This is a genomic window from Nocardiopsis xinjiangensis YIM 90004 (assembly GCF_000341145.1).
Classification (GTDB): domain Bacteria; phylum Actinomycetota; class Actinomycetes; order Streptosporangiales; family Streptosporangiaceae; genus Nocardiopsis; species Nocardiopsis xinjiangensis.
This window is the reverse complement of the sequence record NZ_ANBE01000026.1, coordinates 46,912-67,796: the sequence shown is the minus strand read 5'-3', so window position 1 is coordinate 67,796 and position 20,885 is coordinate 46,912. Positions and strand designations below refer to the sequence as shown.

18 protein-coding genes and 1 pseudogene are annotated in these 20,885 nt (G+C 70.3%); 13 read left to right on the top strand and 6 right to left on the bottom strand.

The features are described 5' to 3' along the window. Nucleotides 1-14: 14 nt before the first annotated feature. Nucleotides 15-2,075, bottom strand: a complete 2,061-nt coding sequence (locus tag D473_RS0113200; RefSeq protein WP_083918001.1) for an acyltransferase family protein — start codon at nt 2,073-2,075, stop codon at nt 15-17. Between the two features lie 367 nt (nt 2,076-2,442). On the opposite strand from D473_RS0113200, the gene D473_RS0113195 reads away from it, so the two are divergent. Next, nucleotides 2,443-3,717 (top strand): hypothetical protein, encoded by a 1,275-nt coding sequence (locus tag D473_RS0113195; protein ID WP_017609539.1) that lies wholly within the window; start codon nt 2,443-2,445, stop codon nt 3,715-3,717. Between the two features lie 23 nt (nt 3,718-3,740). Here the strand turns inward: D473_RS0113195 and D473_RS0113190 are convergent, their stop codons facing one another. Further along, nucleotides 3,741-4,727 carry an adenosine deaminase gene (locus D473_RS0113190; RefSeq protein ID WP_017609538.1) on the bottom strand — a complete coding sequence of 329 codons (987 nt, stop codon included), beginning with the start codon at nt 4,725-4,727 and terminating at the stop codon, nt 3,741-3,743. 438 nt (nt 4,728-5,165) lie between these two features. On the opposite strand from D473_RS0113190, the gene D473_RS0113185 reads away from it, so the two are divergent. After that, the gene (locus tag D473_RS0113185) at nt 5,166-6,851 is read left to right on the top strand and encodes an ABC transporter transmembrane domain-containing protein (RefSeq protein WP_017609537.1); all 1,686 of its coding nucleotides are present in this window, start codon (nt 5,166-5,168) and stop codon (nt 6,849-6,851) included. Nucleotides 6,852-7,086: 235 nt separating this feature from the next. Here the strand turns inward: D473_RS0113185 and D473_RS26650 are convergent. Both D473_RS26650 and D473_RS0113175 read right to left on the bottom strand, forming a co-directional pair. Then, nucleotides 7,087-7,233 (bottom strand): annotated as a pseudogene (locus D473_RS26650) (response regulator); the annotation flags it as partial. Further along, nucleotides 7,178-7,543 carry a histidine kinase gene (locus D473_RS0113175; RefSeq protein ID WP_017609535.1) on the bottom strand — a complete coding sequence of 122 codons (366 nt, stop codon included), beginning with the start codon at nt 7,541-7,543 and terminating at the stop codon, nt 7,178-7,180. The pseudogene D473_RS26650 and the gene D473_RS0113175, both read right to left, overlap by 56 nt. A 261-nt stretch (nt 7,544-7,804) precedes the next feature. Between D473_RS0113175 and D473_RS0113170 the strand changes: the two genes are divergently transcribed. After that, nucleotides 7,805-8,467: a twin-arginine translocation signal domain-containing protein gene (locus D473_RS0113170; RefSeq protein ID WP_017609534.1), complete on the top strand. Its 663-nt coding sequence runs from the start codon at nt 7,805-7,807 to the stop codon at nt 8,465-8,467. Nucleotides 8,468-8,571: 104 nt separating this feature from the next. Next, nucleotides 8,572-9,330 (top strand): DUF2071 domain-containing protein, encoded by a 759-nt coding sequence (locus tag D473_RS0113165; RefSeq protein ID WP_017609533.1) that lies wholly within the window; start codon nt 8,572-8,574, stop codon nt 9,328-9,330. A gap of 155 nt (nt 9,331-9,485) precedes the next feature. Here the strand turns inward: D473_RS0113165 and D473_RS0113160 are convergent, their stop codons facing one another. After that, nucleotides 9,486-10,310, bottom strand: a complete 825-nt coding sequence (locus D473_RS0113160) for a peptidoglycan recognition protein family protein (protein WP_026126901.1) — start codon at nt 10,308-10,310, stop codon at nt 9,486-9,488. 389 nt (nt 10,311-10,699) lie between these two features. Next, nucleotides 10,700-11,224 carry a MarR family winged helix-turn-helix transcriptional regulator gene (locus D473_RS0113155; RefSeq protein WP_026126900.1) on the bottom strand — a complete coding sequence of 175 codons (525 nt, stop codon included), beginning with the start codon at nt 11,222-11,224 and terminating at the stop codon, nt 10,700-10,702. Nucleotides 11,225-11,527: 303 nt separating this feature from the next. On the opposite strand from D473_RS0113155, the gene D473_RS0113150 reads away from it, so the two are divergent. The 9 genes from D473_RS0113150 to D473_RS0113110 all read left to right on the top strand — a co-directional run bounded on the left by D473_RS0113150 (nt 11,528) and on the right by D473_RS0113110 (nt 20,867). Then, nucleotides 11,528-12,559 (top strand): M29 family metallopeptidase, encoded by a 1,032-nt coding sequence (locus tag D473_RS0113150; RefSeq protein WP_017609530.1) that lies wholly within the window; start codon nt 11,528-11,530, stop codon nt 12,557-12,559. A gap of 44 nt (nt 12,560-12,603) precedes the next feature. Beyond that, nucleotides 12,604-13,365: a maleate cis-trans isomerase family protein gene (locus D473_RS0113145; RefSeq protein WP_017609529.1), complete on the top strand. Its 762-nt coding sequence runs from the start codon at nt 12,604-12,606 to the stop codon at nt 13,363-13,365. Between the two features lies 1 nt (nt 13,366). Further along, nucleotides 13,367-14,377 carry a PTS transporter subunit IIC gene (locus D473_RS0113140; RefSeq protein WP_017609528.1) on the top strand — a complete coding sequence of 337 codons (1,011 nt, stop codon included), beginning with the start codon at nt 13,367-13,369 and terminating at the stop codon, nt 14,375-14,377. Nucleotides 14,378-14,438: 61 nt separating this feature from the next. Next, nucleotides 14,439-15,704, top strand: a complete 1,266-nt coding sequence (locus D473_RS0113135) for an FAD-dependent monooxygenase (protein WP_017609527.1) — start codon at nt 14,439-14,441, stop codon at nt 15,702-15,704. Nucleotides 15,705-15,712: 8 nt separating this feature from the next. Continuing rightward, nucleotides 15,713-16,579, top strand: coding sequence for an FAD binding domain-containing protein (locus tag D473_RS0113130; RefSeq protein WP_017609526.1), 867 nt, complete (start codon nt 15,713-15,715; stop codon nt 16,577-16,579). Continuing rightward, entirely contained in the window at nt 16,576-18,975 is a 2,400-nt protein-coding gene (locus tag D473_RS0113125) for a xanthine dehydrogenase family protein molybdopterin-binding subunit (RefSeq protein ID WP_017609525.1), read from the top strand. Before D473_RS0113130 ends, D473_RS0113125 begins: the two co-directional genes overlap by 4 nt. Continuing rightward, nucleotides 18,972-19,508: a (2Fe-2S)-binding protein gene (locus D473_RS0113120; RefSeq protein WP_017609524.1), complete on the top strand. Its 537-nt coding sequence runs from the start codon at nt 18,972-18,974 to the stop codon at nt 19,506-19,508. The genes D473_RS0113125 and D473_RS0113120 overlap by 4 nt, the downstream gene beginning before the upstream one ends. Further along, nucleotides 19,505-20,218 carry an SRPBCC family protein gene (locus D473_RS0113115; RefSeq protein WP_017609523.1) on the top strand — a complete coding sequence of 238 codons (714 nt, stop codon included), beginning with the start codon at nt 19,505-19,507 and terminating at the stop codon, nt 20,216-20,218. Before D473_RS0113120 ends, D473_RS0113115 begins: the two co-directional genes overlap by 4 nt. After that, entirely contained in the window at nt 20,211-20,867 is a 657-nt protein-coding gene (locus D473_RS0113110) for an isochorismatase family protein (protein WP_017609522.1), read from the top strand. The genes D473_RS0113115 and D473_RS0113110 overlap by 8 nt, the downstream gene beginning before the upstream one ends. Nucleotides 20,868-20,885 lie beyond the last annotated feature (18 nt).

Below are 20,885 nucleotides of genomic sequence, written 5' to 3'. Positions count from 1 at the left end.
GGGGCGCCGGGCCGTCAACCGGTGACTTGCTCGATGCGTTCGGCCAACTCCTCCGACAGCATTTCCGCGTAGGAGGCCGTCATGTGGTGGTAGTCGCGGTAGACCACCACGTTCCCGATGACCGCCTCGCACCGGTCCTCGCCGCAGAACAGGTCCGACATGTCGAGCAGGTGCACGTGGTCCTCCATGGCGCGCGCCGCCCGCACCTGCGGGTCCTCGTCCTCGAAGGCGGCGTCGCGGGAGACGGAGCACTGTGACAGGTCGTCGTTGTGTTCCTCCAAGCACTCGAACACGTCCCGTCCGGTGACGGGGGTGTCGCGCACGGCCACCAGCCGGTCGGTGTGCTGCGCGGCTTCCTCCCATTGCGCGGCCAACCCGTCGGCGAGTGTGCCGGTGGGGTCCTCTCCCGGGTCCTGCGGGGTCACGTTCGTGGAGGCGCTGGAGAAGACCACGTCCGGGGCCAGTTCGGACAGTTCCTCCACCACCGCGTCGTTCCACTGTTGGCACTCGTCGTAGTCGGAGCCGTCGTTCCATTGCACGGGGGTCGCGGTGAACGCGCACGCCGACTTGGTCAGCGACACCACCCGCCAACCGCGCTCGGTCCCGACCTTGCCCAGCGCCGGAACCCACTGGGCGGCGTGTGAGTCGCCCACGACCACCACGGTCCGGTCGCCGTCGGGGTCTCCGTAGACACAGTCGGTGCGGGGGTCGATGTCCTCGCGTTCGCCCTGGCACTGGTCGTCGTAGAGCTCGGGGACGTCCTCCTCGGCCTCCACCAGCGGCGGGTACAGTTCCGCGCCGTTGGAGGCACTGCCTTCCGAGAGCGCAGCCGGCCCCACGTGCACCCGCGGGTCGAAGGGCACGGAGGAGAACTGCTGCACGCGGGCCAGCGACACGAATCCCACCGCCGAGACCGCCACGATCCCGGACAGGGCCACGATCCCGGCCGAGCGGATCCCCGGGATCAGGCCGCGCTCGCGTACGGGGTCCTCCACCCACACCTTGGTCAACCACGACAGCAGGACCGCGGCGGCCGCCACCGCGACCATCTCCAACAGGCCCAGGGACACCGATCCCGTCCACGTCAGCGCGAAGACGATCAACGGCCAGTGCCACAGGTACAGCGAGTACGAGATGTCACCGAAGAACTGCGCCGGTGCCGAGTTCAGCGGGGTCCGTGTGTGTCCGGCCGCGATCACCGCCGCGCTGCCCAGGACCGGCAGCAGCGCCGTCCATCCCGGGAACGCGGTCGCGTCGTCGTAGGCCAGCGCGGAGATCCCGATGGCCGCCAGGCCCGCCCACACGAGCGGGGCCCGCGCCGCCGGGGACAGGGTCCGGTGCGAGAGCACGACCGCGACCAGCCCGCCCATGGCCAGTTCCCAGGCCCGGGTGGTCGGCAGGAAGTAGGCCGATGCCGGGTCCTGCGCCGTGTACACCACCGAGTGCGCGAGCGAGACCGCCAACAGCGCGGCCAGGCCCCCCACCAGCATTCTGGGTGTGGCCCGCCACCTCCGTACCGCCCAGGCCCACAGCACGAACAGCAGCGGCCACACCAGGTAGAACTGTTCTTCCACCGCCAGCGACCAGAAGTGCTGGACCGGGCTGGGTGGGGAGTCCGAGGCCAGGTAGTCCACCGCCTGCTGCGCCAGGTAGAGGTTCTCCACGTACGCGGCCGAGGCGATCAGTTGCCACGCGGTGTCGCTCAGGCGGGTGATCGGCAGGAACACCAGCGCCACCGCGCCGGTCACCAGCAGCACCACCGTCGATGCCGGCAACAGTCGGCGCACACGGCGCACGTAGAAGCGGGCGATGGAGACCCGGCCGTGTTTGCCTGCTTCCCGGTACAGCAGGGACGTGATGAGGAAACCCGAGATCACGAAGAACACGTCGACACCCACGTACCCGCCGGGAACCAGGTCGGGGTCGAGATGGTAGATGAGGACCAGCAGCACAGCGACCGCACGCAGCCCCTGTACCTCGGGGCGGAATCGGCGTCGGGCCTGTGCCGCGCTCGCGCCGTGGTCCCTTCCGTTCTGTGTGGATGGCGTCGGAGGCCGCACGAACAGTGGTCGCATCGGGCAATAGTCCCGATGCGGAGGGTCATTTCCAAGACGACACGGAACCCTGCCGCGTCTTCTCACCGAACGCTCACCCGGGCTTGGTGCGGGGTTCGCCTTCCGCTCGTCCCGGAGGCCGGGGCGAGCGGTGTGAAGCTCTTCCGGATCGGCGCTGTCGTGTCCGTTCGTGACACGATCGCTCCAGATCTCGGGCAGACTGGGCCATACACCCCGGTGGCCCTCTCTCACGTCCGGTCCCCGGGGACTTCCCCAGCCCCCAGGGTGCACACACGGCGTGGTGGCGCTTCCACGTGCCGTGGCCGTGCTCCCGGTCCCGCCGTGAGAGGAGAGCGCGACCATTCCCCTCACCGACACGCGCACCGCCGTGGCCGGTTCGGCCCTCGCGGCCACCGTCGTGGTCGTCGCCCCCGCCGTGCTCTATCCCCTGGCGGGTGTCTGGACACTGCTGTGGCTCGGCCTCGTCGTGGCCGTCGCCGGGTTCTTGGCTGTGGGCGGCAGTGTCACCATCGGCTCCGGCCGTCCCGGCGGGCCGGGCGGCACCCCGAACCGTCCCGGACAGCACGCGGACGGCTCCGCCCACGTGCACGGCCCCGCCGCCGGAAACGAGACCTCCCATGCCTACGCCGACGGTCCCGTACACGGCACCCGCGTGGGCGAGGTCGCCCTGTCCACGGCCGCGTCCGACTACGAACTGCAGTTCTCCGCGGTCGTGCACTGGCGCTGGTCCGGCCACGTCGACCTGACCGTGCGCAACCCCGTCGCCCTCGCCGTCCGCGACGTCGTGGCCCGCGCGGCGGCCGAGGTCGCCCGCACCCGTCCGCGCGACCACGCCCGTACCGAGTGCGCCCTGGGCGCCCACCTGGCTGTCGAGAGCGCGGTGACCGCGACCGGCATCGCCGTGTGGGCCGAACACGTACGGTTGCGGCTGCCCGACGAGGACGCCGAGCGCCTCGCCCGCCTCAGTGACCTGCGTAAGGACCTCGGCCTGCGCGCCGCCCTGCAGGAGACCGAACGCGTCCACGCCCCGGCGCGGGCCCACGCGCCGGTCGGTGCGGACCCCCAGGAGGACACGGAGCGCCGCGAGGGCGCGCATCACCGCGAGGACGCGGCACGCGACGGGGGCGGGACGCACCGCCCCCGGTCGGCGGACGGGCGCACACCGCCGTCGCCTGCCGGGGGAGCGGGGCCCAGTCGGCGTCCGTGGGACGGCCACGGCGCGGCGTCCGCCGACCCGGACCCGCAGCTGTGGAGCGGGCAGCGTTCCGGTCCCCTCGATCCCGAGCGGGGCCCGTGGGCCGGTTCCCGGTCCCGGTTCGAGTCGGTCCCCGAACCGGGCGAGACCGGGGGAGAGCACGACTACGTCTACCTCGATCCCGTCCACGGCACGCCCGAGGAACCGGTCTTCACCGGACCCGAACCCGGTCACGACGTCGACGAGTACGGATACGAGAGCTACTGGTGGCCGGCCGAGTCGATCCCCGACAGCGCGGAGGAGGACGTCCAGGTCGTGATCCTGCGCGGCCTGATCGACGCGGTGCCCGACCGCGCCGCCCGCGAGGAGTTCGCCGAACGCCAGCTCCGCGCCCTGGAGGAGGCCGGCCACACCGAGGTCGCCCGCCGTGTCCGCGAGGGTTTGTGAAGGACCGGCCGTGACCTGCGGCCTCAGCCGAACCGGTAGGCGTCGACCTCGGCGATCAGGGCCGCGCGCCGCTCCTCGGGCAGGAACGAGGCCGTGAACGAGTTGCGGGCCAGGGAACGCAGGTCCTCGTCGCTCAACCCCAGGTGCTCCTGCACGCCCAGGAAGTTGTCGTGGACGTGGCCGCCGAAATAGGACGGGTCGTCGGAGTTGATGGTGACCAGCAGCCCGGCCTTCATCAGCGCGGGCAGGGGATGCACGTCCAGGGTGTCCACGGCGCGCAGGCGCACGTTGGAGAAGGGGCACACGGTCAGGGGTGTCTGGGACTCGGCCAGGCGGGACACCAGTTCGGGGTCGTCCAGGCAGCGGATGCCGTGGTCGATGCGCTCGGCCCCGAGCAGATCCAGCGCCTCCCGGATGTACTCGGGCGGGCCTTCCTCCCCGGCGTGGGCGACGCGGCGCAGTCCGAGCCGGGCGGCGGCGTCGAAGACCTCGGTGAACTTGGCCGGCGGGTGGCCGACCTCGGCGGAGTCCAGGCCCACTGCGCTGATGTGTTCCAGGTGGGGGCGGGCCGCCGTGAGGGTCTCCATCGCCTCGGCGGCGGGGCGGTCGCGCAGGAAGCACAGGATGAGGGCGGTGGAGACGCCGTGGTCGGTCTCGCTGGTCTTCAGCGCTGAGGTGATCCCGTCGAGGACGACCTCGAAGGGGACCCCGCGGGTGGTGTGGGCCTGCGGGTCGAAGAAGATCTCGGCGTGCCGGACCCCCTGGGAGGCTGCGCGGGCCAGGTAGGCCAGGGTCAGGTCGCGGAAGTCCTCCTCGGTGCGCAGCACGTCCATGAGCTCGTAGTACAGGTTCAGGAAGGACTGCAGGTCGCTGAAGGAATAGGCCGCGCGCAGTTCCTCGACCTCCGCGTAGGGGAGGTCGATGCCGTTGCGCCGGGCCAGCTCGAAGGCGAGTTCGGGCTCGAGGGTGCCCTCGATGTGGACGTGGAGTTCGGCCTTGGGGATGGGCATGTGTACGAGTAGTCTCTCTGGTGGATTTGTGGTGGTTAGTGGTCATTGTGACTGATGCCGGTGTGTGGTTGCTCCCTCGGATGCCCCCTGTCGGCGCCGGCCCCGCCCCGATCCCGGCCCCACGCACCGAACCCGTGTCCGGATGCGGTCATGACGCAGCGTGGACACGCCCGCTCCCCTCCACTACGTTCGGACCCGGCCCCGGAACCGGTCCCCGTGTCCGGTACCTACGGAGGCCTGCCCCCCGTGTCCGGCCGACCCCGACGCCGGGCAGTCGGCCCCGCCGCTCCGGACCGCCACGACCGAACACCCCCGACCGAACCCGGACCGCGGGGTGTCCTCCGAAGGCGGCGGACGGGAGCGAAAGCCCGGGCCGACGCCTCCACACAGAGGTGCGACCAATGGTGATCGACACAGCGGGTGAGAGCTCGAGCGACCTTGCTCCCCGGAGCTCGATCCGGCGTCNCCCTCCTGGGCGGCGCCACCAGCCTGGCTCAACCCCTCCTCGCGCGGCACGTCATCGACGCCCTCGCCGAAGGGGCCTCGACCCTGCGTCCGGTCCTGACCCTGGCCGGACTCATCCTGGGCGGCGCTGTTCTGAGCGCTCTGGGCGGTTACTGCCTCGAACGGACCGGCCAGAGCGTGGTCCTGGGGGTGCGCCGCACCCTCGTGGGAACACTGTTGCGACTGCGTGTGGGGGAGGTGGACCGGCTCAAACCCGGCGACCTCGTCTCCCGCCTCACAGCCGACACCACGCTCCTGCGCAGTGTGGTCACCAACGGGGTCGTCAACATCATCACGAGCGGCATCCTCCTGCTCGGCGGCGTCATCATCATGCTCGTCCTGGACTGGCGCCTGTTCCTGGTGGCCGCCGGGCTGATCACGACCGTGGGGCTGCTCATGGCGCTGGTCCTGCCCCGGATCAGAACCGCGACCGAGGCCTCCCAGGTGGCGCTCGGCGAGATGGGTTCACGGCTCGAACGGGTCTTCGGCGCGTTCCGTACGGTCAAGGCCTCCTCGGCGGAACGGCATGAGACGGAGCGACTCGACGAATCCGCCGTGCGCTCGTGGCGCCACGGGGTCGCGGTCGCAGGATGGGTCGCCGTCTCGGGCACCACGGCCTCCCTGGCCGCCAACACCGCCTTCCTCGGCATCCTCGCCGTCGGCGGAGGCCTGGTGGCCACCGGTGAGATGGAGCTGTCCGTTCTCATCGCCTTCCTGCTGCTGCTCTTCTACCTCATCCAGCCGATCTCCGGTCTGGTCCAGTCCATGGCACAGCTCCAGTCCGGCCTGGCCGCGGTCGGGCGGATCGACGAGGTCACCACCCTGGAACGCGAGCACGTCGCCGACCCGGCCGAGACCGGACGGACCGAACCCACCCCCGCTTCCGTGGAACTGCGCGACGTCACCTTCAGATACCGGCCGGAGCTGCCCGACGTGCACCGCGGTGTCTCCTTCCGCGCCGACGGCACCGGCCTGACCGCCCTCGTGGGGCCCTCCGGCTCGGGCAAGACCACCGTGTTCTCCCTGATCGAACGCTTCTACCACCCCACCTCGGGCACCGTGCTCCTGGACGGCGAGGACGTGCGCGGCCTGCCCCTCGACCTGCTACGCACGCAGATCGGCTACGTCGAACAGGACGCCCCGGTCCTGGACGGCACCCTCCGAGAGAATCTGGTCATGGCCGCGCCGCACGCGGACGAGGACGAGGTGGTCGACGTCGTGCGCCGCGCCCGCCTGGAGGACCTGGTTTCCCGGCTGCCCCAGGGGTTGGACAGCGAGATCGGCCACCGCGGTGTCACCCTCTCCGGAGGTGAACGCCAACGTGTGGCCATCGCCCGGGCCCTGTTGCGGGCACCGCGCCTGCTGTTGATGGACGAGGCCACCTCCCAGCTGGACGCCGCGAACGAGACCGCGCTCAAGGAGGTGATGTTGGAGGCCTCCCGCACGACCAACGTCGTCGTCGTCGCCCACCGCCTGTCCACGGTCACCACGGCCGAGCGGATCGTCGTCATGGACGCCGGAAGGGTCCGCAGCGTCGGTACCCACACCGAACTCTTCGAACAGGGCGGCCTCTACCGGGACCTCGCCGTCGGCCAGCTGCTCACCTCCGACCACGGTTGACCGCCCCGGGCCCCACGACCCCGGCCATGACGAAAGTCAAGGGTGAGCCGTTACTGCCGCCAGTGTCGCCCGCCGGTCGCCGATCCCTAGCGTGAACTCGCACGGAACACGACCGGGGAAGGCGACATGGGTGCACCGACGATCCAGGACGAGCGCTTCGCGTTGCAAGGCCACGCTCTCGTCAAGGAATTCGGAGAAGGCGAGGCCGCGGTCACGGCGGTCACCGGTGTCCTGTCTCCGTGGCCGCGTCGAGGCCGTTCATCACCGGCATACGGATGTCCATCAGAACCACGTCGGGGCGGTAGGCGCTGGTCATCTCCACCGCTTCACGCCCGTCGGAGGCCTCGGCGACCACCTCGATCCCCGGGCCCGTCGCCAGGATCGAACCTGCCCGCCCGAAGGGTCGGCAGGCTCAGCTCGTGGCCCACCGCGTCGTGGAGGTCGCCGGCGATGCGCGAACGCTCACGCGTCCGGGCGCGTTCGGCCACCAACCGGGACTCCTTCCCCAGGATCCGGGCCTTCTCCCATCCCGCCTGTTCCAGTGCGGCCGCGTTGCGCAGGTGCAGGCCCACCCGCCACGGCAGCGGCACCGCGATCAGTGCCCGGAACCCGCCGGTGACCCAGAGCCCGATCGGTTGCCCCGAGACCACCAGCCATCCCACGGCGAGCGGTACACCGGCCGATGCCTCCACGGTGCCGGTGGAAGGTGCGAGGAATTTCTCCGACCCGTTTTATGCACGGCGTACCACATGGAACGAAGGGTAAATGCCTGGATCGTTTCTTCGAGGTCCAAGGGGTTGACCCTCATTTGTTCCGCGTCTACGTTGCTTAAATACGCACCGGCACGGAAGAGCGAAAAAAACTTTCGAGCTACTGGAAGGTCCGGCGCCAGGGGAAGGGCGACAGGCTTCCGAGCCGCCGGCGCAAGCATGGAGAAAGGAGCTTTCACAGCCATGGACATGAACCGCCGCCAGATCCTCGGCTACTCGGCCGCGGGTGCCGCAGGCCTCCTCCTGGGTGGGATCGGGCTCTCCACGGAACCGCGAACCGCTACCGCATCGGCCTCCCCGGCTTCCGCGAACGACCTCGTGGTCATCAACCAGATGCAGACCGGTCCGTGGTCCAGCGAGAATTGCGGGCCCACGGCCGGGGTCGTGGCCATGGTCGCCTCGGGATACGACCCAGCGGAATATGAAGAAGGGGTGAACAACGGTGGGCCCGCGGTGATGGAGTTCCGTGTCCACGCCGGTCTTTCGCCCTACGGCCGGCCGAACGAGAAATCCGTCGATTACTGGGGCTCCGACCTGACCGATATCGAGGACGGCCTGTCGGAGAACAACGTTTCCCATTCCCGGGAAACCTACGGCACCGGGCTTTCCGAGGCACGGAACGGCAAGTCCGTCATCCTGCACGTCCACCACGGGACCCTGATCGGTGACCCCGGCGCCGACTACGGCCACTACGTCGTCGCCCGCGGAACCACCGGCGGCGGCATCGCCGTCTCCGACCCCGGCCGCGCCTCCCTCGGTATCACGGGCTACTCGGAGAGCCACCTGCGCGATTCCATGAGATCCGGCCGTGGCAACGACCGGGCCGTGGTGATCGCGGAGGCCTGACCCTCTTCCGAGGCGGCCCCACGCGGCAGAGTCCCCGGGGGAGCTGTGCGGAGGCACGGGGGCCGTGACCGGCCCCTCGTGCGGGCGAGCGGCATGATGGAACCATGGAGAACCTCGCCGGCGCCACCCCTCCGGTCCCGCTCGCCTCGTCCCGGGCAACGTTGTCCCCGACCCCGCCGCCGATGCCGGGGCCGGCCCTGGTCCGGCAGTCCTGGGTGGACGTGGCGTTCGTGCACTGGCCGGTGGACCCCGCTGCCGTGGCGCCGCTGTTGCCCGAGGGCACCCGGCCCGACACCCTCGACGGGGTCACCTACGCGGGGCTGGTCGCCTTCCGGGTGAGCAGCTCCCTGGTCGCGGGCGCGGCGCCCACCGGGGCGTTCGGTGAGGTGAACGTGCGCCTGTACTCCGTCGACGACCACGGGCGCCGCGGGGTGGTGTTCCTGACGATGGATGCCGACTCCGCCGTCGTGGCCTCCTCCGCCCGAGCCGTGACGGGGCTGCCCTACACCTGGTCGGACGTCTCTTTGCGCCGCGGCCCGGGCGGTCGCCGTGCGGGCGCGGTCCGGCGCCGGTTCCCCGGGGCGGCTCGGGGATCGTGGTCCCTGCGAGTGGGGCAGGCCCTGGGCGAGCACGGGGACCTGGAACGTTTCCTCACCGCGCGTTGGGGGCTGCACACGAGGCATCTGGGGCGCACGTGGTGGCTGCGGATCAGCCACCGTCCCTGGCCGCTGTATCGGGCGCAGCTCCTGCACCACGACGGTGACCTGTTGGCCGCGGCCGGCGTGGAACCGATGGTTCGGGAGCCTGTCTCCGTGCTGTGCTCACCCGGTGTTTCGTGCTTTCTCCTGCCGGTCCCCGTGTGAGGGCCGGTGTCGCCCTGGTCGGCTTCCGGCGGCTCGGCGCGTCCGACGAACGGAGGGTGCCCGGTCGGGGAGGACCCTGCGGGGACAGAACCCGGGCCGAGGAACGGGGCCCGGACCGGTGCACGCCTGGCCGGTCGCGGTCCGGGCCCCAGGGCTCAGCCCTCGTGTGCGTTGATGTCGTCCGAACCGAGTGCGGGACCGTGCTCGTAAGCCACCACGGGCTCGTCGGCGGGAACCTCCGGGCGTGGGGGGATCTCCGAGCCCGAGAGCTCCGGTGCGGACAGGGTCATGCTGTGGTTGCTGAGGTAGTTGCTGACGTCACTGCGCAGGATGGGCAGCATGCTGTACAGCTGGTTGCCGGGGCACTGGGTGGAGCCGAGGTCCCGGTGGCCGACGATCGCGCTGGTGGGGCGGCCGTAGAAGTAGCACAGCCAGGCGCAGGTCTCGATGAGGGAACTCCACAGCGCACCGGTCGGACCGACCGTGTTGTAGGTGCCCTCGTTCTCGATACCGACGGCGACCCCGTTGTAGTTGGCCACGTGTGTGCCGACCAGGTGGTAGCCGCCGTCGACCGCCAGCAGCGAACCGGAGCGGCCCTCCATGATGTGGCCGCCGCGGCTGATGGTGAACTGCTGGCCGCTGTCGATCCAGCCGTTGTTGTCCATGTGCCAGTTCTGGATGCCGCGGGAGAGCGAGTAGGCACGCGCCAGGGAGTAGTCGGTCTGATTCGCGGTCGCGGTGTGGTGCACCACGATGTAGGTCGGCGCCCCGGCGACCGTCCCCGGGGTGCTGCGCGGGGCCCGGGCGTTCCAGGCGGAGCGGTTGCGGATGGTGGGGAACGGTGCGGCGGCGGCGGAGGTCTGCGCCTGAGCAGGGGAGGGGAGCCCGCTGAGGGCCATGGTTCCTGCGGCCGCCGCAGAAGTGAGGAGCATGCCGCGTCGGGAGAGGAAGTGGGGGCGGCTCTCGTTTTCGCGTGACATCTTTCCGTCCAATATTCACGGGGGGATTTGGAGCACAAGAAAGATAACAGGATCCCGGTGTTCTTGTCTGTATCTGCGAGATATCGATCAGGCGGCTTCGGCGTGTTTGCCGTGAGTATGTTTCGAGGGATCCTGTTGTTAATGCAACTTCGAACCGAAATGTATCCGGTGCCATTTGTCGGGCTTTGGCCGGCTGCGGGGCAAGGGCCGCCGGCGCCGGGCGGGCCGGGGGTGTCCGGCGTCCTCCTGCCTTCGATGTCCGGGCCCTTTCCGCGGGGACCGCATCACTTCGACAGAGAGGAAGGCGCTCCTCGGGGCCGGTTGGCGTGGGGCATGGCTGTTCCGCCGAGGAGCCCCTTCTTTTCGGAATGCGGGAGGCCGGGGCGCCCTCACCCGTTTTCGGAGGGGTCTTCCTCCGCGAGCCGTTCCCAGGCCTCGGAGAGGTTGAGCAGGTCGCCCACCACCCGCGCGCGCTCCTCCGGGGAGAATTCGGCCAGCAGCAGCTCGTCGAGATGGGCCGCGTGCGCTGCCGTCTCCGAGAGGATCTTCTCCCCCTCGGCGGTGAGGTAGAGGAGTTTGCGCCGGGTGTCGCTGGTGCAGGTGCGGCGTTCGATGAGTTGGCGGCGGTCCAGCCTGCGGGCGACGTCGGCCATGGTGGAGCGGTCGAGCGCGGCCATGGACGCCAACGAACCCTGGTCGCCCCCGGGCGTGCGCCGGATCGCGCGCATCACGGCGAACTGCGGGCCGGTGAGCGTGGAGTGGACGATGCTGCCCCACAGTGCGGTGTAGGTCTGGTAGAGCCGTCGTACCAGGTAACCGGGGGCGGCGAGCAGCTCAGGTGGTATGTCCGGTTGTGACTGGCTCTGCCCGTCCGTATGGCCGGGTGCGGGGTCCATCCGGTCGCTACCTCCCACTGTTCGTCTCCTTCGATTCGCAGACTTCCTGCCGGGCTGAACGGGCCGGCAGCCCGGACGGCGCAGTGCTTCGCGGTCGAGCCGGGGGCGACCCTATACCGCGCGGGACAGCGATCGATTCGCGCCTGCCTTCACTGAACGCCACGGGAACATCACGCGAACCGAACTTTACACAGAACCTCTTGACGTGTGTCCCGTCACAGTAGATAGTCAGCATACGGATTGTTTGAGTACTGACGATCTGCGGGTGGTCACGGCTCTCCCCGTGGCCAAGACCGAGAACCATCCACGGTTGGAGGAGTCATGGACCAGAACAACCTCAACGACATGTGCGTGCGCCAGCTGTCCCTCAGCGGTGTCCGCGACGGCGAGACCGTGGCGGTGCTCTCCCAGGGGAGCGAGCGCAGCGACCTCGCCGACGCCTTCCTCTTCGCCGCCCAGGAGCTCGGCGCGAACACCTTCCACATGCGCCTTCCCAGCGCACGCGGTGACGCCGGCGCGTGGGCGGTCGGCCAGTCCGGCCTGGCCGGCAACCAGGTCGCCGTCGACGCCCTCAAGCAGTCCGACATGCTCATCGACCTGACGTTCCTGCTGTTCAGCAAGGAGCAGTTCGAGATCCAGGGCGCCGACACCCGCATCCTGACCGTGGTCGAGCCGCCCGAGCTGCTGTCCCGCCTGATGCCCACCCGCGAGCTGCGCGAGCGGGTCGAGCACGGTGCAGAACTCCTGGCCAAGGCCAAGACCATGCGCATCACCAGCCCCGCCGGCACCGACGTGACCTACAAGCTCGGCGTGTACCCGACCATGAGCGAGTACGGCTACACCGACACCCCGGGCCGCTGGGACCACTGGCCGGCCGCCTTCGTCTTCACCGGCGGGGCCGACGACGGGGTGGACGGCACCATCGTGCTCTCCCCGGGCGATGTCCTGCTGCCCTTCAACACCTACGTGCAGACGCCGGTGACCCTGAAGATCGAGAAGGGCTTCATCACCGACATCAGCGGCGGCCTGGACGCCGAGCTCCTGTCCTCCTACATCGCCTCCTTCGACGACCCGCGCGGCTACGGAATGTCGCACGTGGGTTGGGGACTGGACGAGCGCGCCCACTGGCACGGACTGACACAGTTCCCCGGCGGCATGGGCATGGAGCTGCGCTCCTTCTACGGCAACGTCATGTTCTCCATCGGCCCCAACAACGAACTGGGCGGGCCCAACGACACCCCCTGCCACTTCGACATCCCGATGCGCAACTGCAGCCTCTACCTGGACGATGAGCCGATCGTGGTGGACGGCGACATCACCGTGCCCGAGATGCGTCCGACCGGACGCCGCTGACCCCCTGCCGGCACCGCCGCGCACACCCAACCGAGGAGGAACCGGTGACCGACTACCGGATCGGCCTGGTCGTTCCCAGCTCCAACCTGACCATGGAGACCGAACTCCCGCGCATGCTGCGTGCGCGGGAGGCGGAGCGGCCCGAGGAACGCTTCACCTTTCACAGCGCACGGACCCGCATGCAGCAGGTGACGCCCGAGCAGCTGCGGTCGATGAACCAGCAGAGCGAGCGCGCCGCCGCCGAACTGGCGGACGCGCGTCCGCACGTCGTGGCGTCGGCGTGCCTGGTCGCCATCATGGCCCAGGGGCCCGGATACCACTGCACGGCCGAGGACACCATCAGCGACGTGCTCGACGCCGAGGGCGCCTCCGCTCCGGTCGTGTCCAGCGCCGGGGCCCTGCTGTCGGGGATCTCGGCGCTGGGGGCCGAGCGCGTCGCCATCATCACGCCCTACATGAAGCCGCTGACCAAGATGGTCGCCGACTACATCGAGGACAGCGGGACCGAGGTGGTCGACGCGCTCAGCCTGGAGGTACCGGACAACCTCGCGGTCGCCGGGCTCGACCCGGCCGATCTGGAACAGCACAGCAGACGGCTGGACCTGAGCCGGGCCGATGCGCTGGTGACCTCGGCGTGTGTGCAGATGCCGTCGCTGCCGGCGATCCCCGCCCTGGAGAAGCGCGTGGACCTGCCCGTACTCTCGGCGGCGACCGCGACCACCCACCGGCTGCTCAGCGAGCTCGGCCTGCGGACCGAGGTCCCCGACGCCGGCAGTCTGCTCAGCGGCAACTACCCCGGGAACTGACATGAGAGAGTTCCTCGCCTCCCGCGGGGTCTACCCCTCGCTGCACACCTACTTCGTCACGGCGCTGTCCTACATGGCGCTGGGACTGTTCTCGTCGCTGATCATCGGTCTGATCCTGCAGACGGTCGGCGAACAGGCCGGTCTCGGCTGGTTGGCCGAGGCCGGGACCATGACGATGGCGATGATGGGCCCGGCCATCGGCGCGGCCGTCAGCTACTCGTTGAAGGCACCGTCGCTGGTGCTGTTCTCGGCGGTGGCCACCGGTGCCTTCGGCGCCGAACTGGGCGGCCCGGCCGGGGCCTTCCTGGCCGCGGTGCTGGCCACCGAGATCGGCAAGCTGGTCTCCCAGCGCACGCGCCTGGACATCGTGTTGACCCCGTCGGTGACCGTACTGGCCGGTTTCGGGGTGTCCTGGGCGGCCGGCCCGGCCATCGACAGCGGTATGCGCGGCCTCGGCCAGATCATCATGTGGGCCACCGAACAGCAGCCGGTGCTGATGAGCATCGTGGTCGCCGTCCTCATGGGCATCGCGCTGACCCTGCCCATCTCCAGCGCGGCCATCGCGGTCATGATGGACCTGAGCGGACTCGCCGCAGGGGCGGCGATGATCGGTTGTGCCGCGCAGATGATCGGCTTCGCGGTCACCGGGTTCCGGGAGAACGGCTGGGGTGGGGTGGTCTCGCTCGGGTTGGGAACCTCGATGCTTCAAGTGCCCAACATCGTGCGCAACCCGCTCCTGTTCATCCCGCCGACGGTCGCGGGCGCCGTACTGGCCCCCATCGCGACGGTGGGTTTCGCGGTGGAGAGCAACGCCGCGGGTGCCGGTATGGGCACCGCCGGTTTCGTCGGCCCGCTCATGACCATCGAGACGATGGGTTTCAGCGTGGAAGTGCTGCTGCTCATCGCGGCCTTCCAGTTCGTTCTTCCGGCGCTGGTCGCCTGGCTGGTCTACCTGCCCATGCGCCGTATGTCCTGGATCGGGGAGAACGACCAGCTGATCCCTCAGGGCTAGAACCGACCAACACCACGGCCCCCCTGTAGCCAACCGCACTCTCACACCTGTTGGAGTAAGGATGCCGTCCCGTCAGTCCTACGAAGTGGCCATCGCCGGAGGCGGCCTCGGAGGCCTCACGGCCGCCCTGGCCCTGCGCCGCCGCGGCCTGCGCGTCACCGTCCTGGAACAGGCCCCCGAACTGGCCGAGGTCGGTGCCGGAATCCAGTCCGCACCCAACGCCAGCCGGATCCTCGTCCGCCTGGGCCTGCGCGAGAAGCTCGAAGAGATCCGTACCGAACCGCAGGACCAGGTCCGGCGGCGCTGGAAGGACGGCAGCGTCATCGGTCAGACCCCGCTGGGGGACCGGTGCAAGCGCGAGTTCAACGCGCCCTACTGGCACTACCACCGGGCCGCCCTGCACCGCGTCATCCTGGACGCGTGCACCGACCCGGAGGGCGCCGGTCCCCCCGTACGGGTGGAGATCAACAGCCCGGTCACCGGCGTCGACGACAGCGACCCCGAACGCCCCGTGGCGGTGACAGCCGACGGCCGCCGTTACACCGCCGACGTGCTCATCGGCGCGGACGGTGTGAAGTCCCGCGTCCGTGACGCGGCCGGTTTCCCCGACACACTGCGTTTCTCCGGAGAGATGGCCTACCGGGCCCTCATCCCCGGGGACAAGATCGCCGCCGACCCCGCCACCCGCTGGCTGGTCGACCGGTTCCAGAGCACCATCTGGTACGGGCCCGGCCGCCACCTGGTGCACTACATGATCAACGGGGGCGAGTACCTGAACGTGGTGGCGATCGTGCCGTGCCCGCCCGAATTCGCCTCGCAGAGTTCGGTGCCGACCTCCGTCCAGGAGCTGGCCGAGGCCTTCCCCGGCTGGGACGACCGGGTGAGCGCGATGCTCTCCAAGGCCGAGAGCACCGGCGCCTGGCCGCTGCACTACCGCCGCCCCGACCCGGTGTGGGCACACGGAAGGATCGCCCTGCTCGGCGACGCCTGCCACGCGATGCTCCCGTACCAGGCCCAGGGCGCCTCGCAGGCGATGGAGGACGCCGCGGTCCTGGCCGAGGAGCTGGGCTCGGTCACCGTCGACAAGGCACAGGAGGCGCTGGCACGCTACGTCTCCCGCCGCGCGCACCGGGCCGCCATCGTGCAGGAGGCCTCGCTGGCCAACATGGAGCTGTACCACCTGCCCGACGGCCCCGAGCAGGAAGAGCGCGACCGCAAGCTCCGTGACTTCCACGGGGAATCGGCGATCTCCTACGAACTGTTGTGGCGTGGGACACCGCTCGACGATGCCGACTCCGAATCCTTCTCCTACCAGTTCATCCGCTGAGGAGACCCATGAAGCCCGCCGCATTCACCTACCACCGTGCCCGCGACGTCGACGGGGCCCTCGACCTGCTCGCCGAACTCGGCGATGACGCCAAGATCATCGCCGGCGGGCAGAGCCTGGTCCCGATGATGAACTTCCGGCTGGCCAGGCCCGCCCACCTGGTCGACGTCACGGCCCTTCCCGGCTTGTCCACCATCAGCACCGACGAGGAAGGGCTGCACATCGGCCCCCTCACCACCCATCGGGCCGTGGAGACCGCACCCGATTCGGTCCTCGGTGCCGACCACGCGGTCCTGCGTGAGGCGATGGGCTGGGTGGGGCACCTGCCGATCCGCACACTGGGCACGGTGGGCGGCAGTCTCGCGCACGGGGACGCGACCGCCGAATGGTGCCTGCTGGCGGTCCTGCTCGACGCCCGGGTCGTGGTCCGCGGCCCCGGGGGCGCGCAGCGCACCATCGAGGCCGCCGACCTCTTCCTCGGCTTCTACATGACGACCCTGGCACCCGAGGAGATCATCGTGGACGTGGTCTTCCCGAAGCCGGCGCCGCACTGCGCACTCACCGAGTTCGCCGAACGCGCCGGGGACTTCGCGGCCGTGGCCGCAGCGGTCGACCTCGACCCGGACGCCGACGGCACCGTCCGCGGCGGCCGGGTGGTCCTGGGCGGGGTGGCCCCGGCTCCGGTGCGCGTGCCCGAGGCCGAGGCGGTGCTCCAGGCCGGCGGCACGGCCGGGCCCGAACTGTTCGCCGCGTGCGCCGAGGCGGCCGAGGCGGCGATCGATCCCCCGTCGGACGCCGACGGCAGCTCCGACTACCGCCGGGTCCTGGCCCGGACACTCATCGTTCGTGCATGCGAGGAGGCCGTTGCCCGATGACCACCACCGATGCTGCCCCGGAAACCGCTGCCCCGGAGACCGTCGCGCCGGAGAAGGGGGCCTGGACCGGAACCGCGGTCCGCCGCAAGGAGGACACCCGCCTGCTCAGCGGCGCCGGCACGTTCGTCGACGACCTCGCCCTGCCGCGCATGGTGCACGCCCAGTTCGTGCGCGCCACGGTCGCCTCGGGACGGCTGCTGTCGGTCGACCTGTCCGAGGTCCGCCGTGTCCCCGGGGTGGTCGCCGCCTACACCGCCGCCGACCTGGACCTGAACGACATCACCGCGATCCTGGACCGGCCCCCGGAGGAGTTCGTCCCCACCGACATGCCCATCCTGGCCCGGGACCGCGTCCGGTTCGCCGGTGAACCCGTGGCCATCGTCATCGCCGAGGACGCCTACGCGGCCGAGGACGGTGTCGAAGCAGCACAGGTGGAGTACGAGGCCCTGGACGCGGTCCCCTCCGAAGAGGTCGCACTGTCCGAAGGCGCACCCACCGTCCACGACCAGGCCCCGGGCAACACGCTGCTGGACGTGTCCATGTTCGCCACCGAGGGCATCGACGACGTGTTCGCCTCGGCCGACTGCGTGGTGCGGGTCGATACGCGCAGCAGCCGGCAGAACGCCCTGCCGCTGGAGACACGCGGCGTCGTCGCCTCGTGGCAGGCACGCGACGAGAACCTGCTGGTGCAGACCTGCACCCAGGTGCCCCACACGGTCCGCACCGCCCTGGCCCGCTCGCTGGGCCTGGCCGAGAACCGGGTACGCGTCACGGTCGGCGACATGGGCGGCGGTTTCGGCATCAAGTGCGTGGTGGGCCGCGAAGAGATCGCCGCGGCCGCCGCCGCGCTGCGGCTGGGCCGGCCCGTCAAATGGATCGAGGACCGCAAGGACGCACTCACCGCCTCGTTCCTGGGCCGCGAACAGCACTACGACACGCGCGCCGCCTTCGACTCCGAGGGCAGGATCCTCGCCCTGGACTCCGACATCGTCTGCGACATGGGGGCCTACTCCTGCTACCCCTTCACCGCAGGCATCGAGCCGCTGATGGCCTCGGCGGAGATGCCCGGCGTCTACAAGGTGCCCGCCTACCGGGTGCGGGCCCGCGGGATCACCACGAACAAGGCCCCCACCGCCCCCTACCGCGGGGTGAGCCGGCCGCAGTTCGTGATGGCGATGGAGCGGTTGTTCGAACGCGCCGCCCGGGAACTGGACCTCGACCCGGTGGAGATCCGCCGGCGCAACGTGATCACCCAGTTCCCCTACACCGGCGTCAACGCCGTCACCTACGACCCCGGCTCCTACCTGGAAGCGCTCGACCTGGCCGAACAGCTGGTCCAGGACGAGGGCTGGTACGAGCTGCGCGAGTCGGCAGCCGCGCAGGGGCGCACCATCGGCATCGGCTACTGCTGCTTCAACGAACGCAGCGGTTACGGCTCGGACGCCTTCGCCAAGCGCAAGATGAGCGTGGTCCCCGGATACGACCTGGCCGAGGCCCGGATGGACACCTCCGGAACGGTGGTGGTGAGCACCGGCACACTCAGCCACGGCCAGAGCCACGAGACGACCATGGCCCAGATCGCCGCCGACCGGCTCGGGCTCGGCCCGGACCAGGTCAAGATCCAGCAGGGCGACACCGAACGCACCGCCTACGGGTGGGGCACCTTCGCGAGCCGCTCCATCACCATCGGCGGCAGCGCCGTCTCCCGGGCCGCCGACCGGCTCGGCGAGAAACTGCTGCACATCGGTTCCCACATGCTGGACACCACACCCGACCACGTCGAACTCCACGACGGCACGGTCCGCCGGACCGACGACCCCGGCCGGGCGGTCAGCTACGTGGACATCGCCGACATCGCCTACCTGCGGCCCAACCTGCTGCCGAAGGCGACCGTGCCCGGGCTCACCGGCTCCGGCGACTTCGACACCCCGGGCGACGGGACCTTCTCCAACTCCACCCACGCCGTGGTCACCGAACTGCACCCTGGCACCGGGAAGGTGGAGATCCTGCGGTACCTGTGCGTGGAGGACTGCGGGGTGGCCATCAACCCGCAGGTCGTCGACGGCCAGGCCCGCGGAGGGATCGCCCAGGGCATCGCCGGGGCCCTGTACGAACGCATCACCTACGACGCCCAGGGCGAACCCTCGGCGGCCAGCTTCATCGACTACAAGGTGCCCACCGCGGCCGAGATCCCCGACGTGGCGATCAGCCACCTGGAAACACCCTCCCTGCTCACCGAGAGCGGCGCGAAGGGCAGCGGCGAGGGCGGCACCATCGGCGCTCCCGCGGCGGTGGTCAACTCCGTCAACGACGCCCTGCGCCACACCGGGGTCGAGTTCGACGCGACGCCCATCACCCCGGAACAGGTGCAGCACGCATTGGAGGCCCACTCATGACCGACCGTCTCCTGATCACCCTCACCGTCAACGGTGAGGAACACGAACTGCTCACCCCGGCACGCCGCACGCTGGTGGACGCCCTGCGCCACGACCTGCGCCTGACCGGGACCCACGTGGGCTGCGAACACGGCGTGTGCGGTGCCTGCACCGTCCTGGTCGACGGGTCGCCGGCCCGCGCGTGCCTGATGTTCGCCGTCCAGGCGGAGGGCCGGGAGATCCGCACCGTGGAGTCGCTCGCGGGCCCCGACGGCCTGGGCGACCTGCAACGCAAGTTCTCTGAACACCACGCGCTGCAGTGCGGCTTCTGCACACCCGGGTTCCTCATGTTGGCCGAAGGGTTCCTGGCCGACAACCCCGAACCCACCCGGGAGGAGATCCGGGAAGCGGCCTCCTCCAACCTGTGCCGGTGCACCGGCTATCAGACCATCGTCGACGCCATCGGGGCGTGCGCGGACGAACGCCGACAAGCCTGCGGCGCCGTGTGCGGCCGATCCGCCGACAACCCCGCCGATGAGAGGAGCCGGGCATGAAACTGGAGAAGAGTACATTCGTCGAGGCCTCCCCCGAAGAGGTCTTCACCGCGGTCAACGACGTCGAACGGGTCGTGACCTGCGTCCCCGGCGCGGCGCTGGACGGCCGGGACGGCGACGCCTACCAGGGAAACGTCAAGGTCAAGGTCGGCCCGATCAGCGCCGCCTACTCCGGCACGGTGCGTTTCCTCGACGTGGACGCCGACCAGCACACGCTGCGGGTGCAGGCACGCGGCTCCGAGGCCGGCGGCAGCGGCGACGCCGAAGCGGAGGTGACCCTCGGCGTCACCGAACGCGAGGGCGGTTCCGTCCTCAGCATCGAGGCCGACCTGCTGATCCGCGGCAAGATCGCCCAGTTCGGCAAGGCCGCCATCGGGACCGTCTCCGACCGGTTGCTCCAGCAGTTCGCCGACAACCTCTCCCGGATGCTGCGTGAGGGGTCGGGCGCCGAGCCCGCTGCCGCTGCCTCCGCCTCCGCCGCGGGTCAGGTCCCCGCCCAGGCCGGGCCTGCCGCCGCCACCGCTGCCGCCGCCCCCGCGCCGGCCGGCGAGGAGCTCGACGGTCTGGGCCTGCTCGTCGGACCCAGGACGAAGAAGGTGCTCCCGTACGTCGGTGCCTTCGCGGTCGGGGTGCTGCAGGGGCTCCTGATCGGCAAGCTCGCCGCACAATCCAAACAGATCGCCCTGCTGAAGGAGGCCCGCCGTGGCTGAACTGGACACCTACGGGGGGTCGACGGCCCACACCTACGCCCAGGCCGGGTTCGGTTCCCAGGTGCGGCGCGGCGCGCGCCCCGCAGTGGTCGTGGTCGACCTGAGCCGCGGGTTCACCGAACCGGGCTTCCCGAGCGGTGCCGACCTCACCCCGACGGTGCACTCCACGGCCCGTCTCGTGGAAAGCGCACACGCCGCCTCGGTCCCGGTCATCTACACCGTCATCGCCTACTCCGAGGAGGAGATCGCCGGCGACTGGTACCGGTGGCTGGACAAGGCACCGGGCATGCGCGGGATGCGCGAGGGCAGCGCGGCCGTGGAACTCGACCCGCGGCTCACGCGCGGCGAGCGCGATCCCCTCATCGTGAAGAAGGGCGCTTCGGCCTTCGCAGGCACACCACTGGCCACCATGCTCACCGGGCTGAACAGGGACACCCTCCTGGTGTGCGGCGCGACCACGAGCGGGTGCGTGCGCGCCACTGCCGTGGACGCCGTACAGGCGGGCTTTTCCGCACTGGTCCCGCGCGACTGTGTGGGTGACCGGGCCGAGGGTCCCCAGGAAGCGGCCCTGTTCGACCTGGACGCCAAGTACGCCGACGTCGTCGGGCTCGACGACGCCCGGACCTACCTCTCCCAGGCCCGGGCATGAACCGTCCCCGGCCGCATC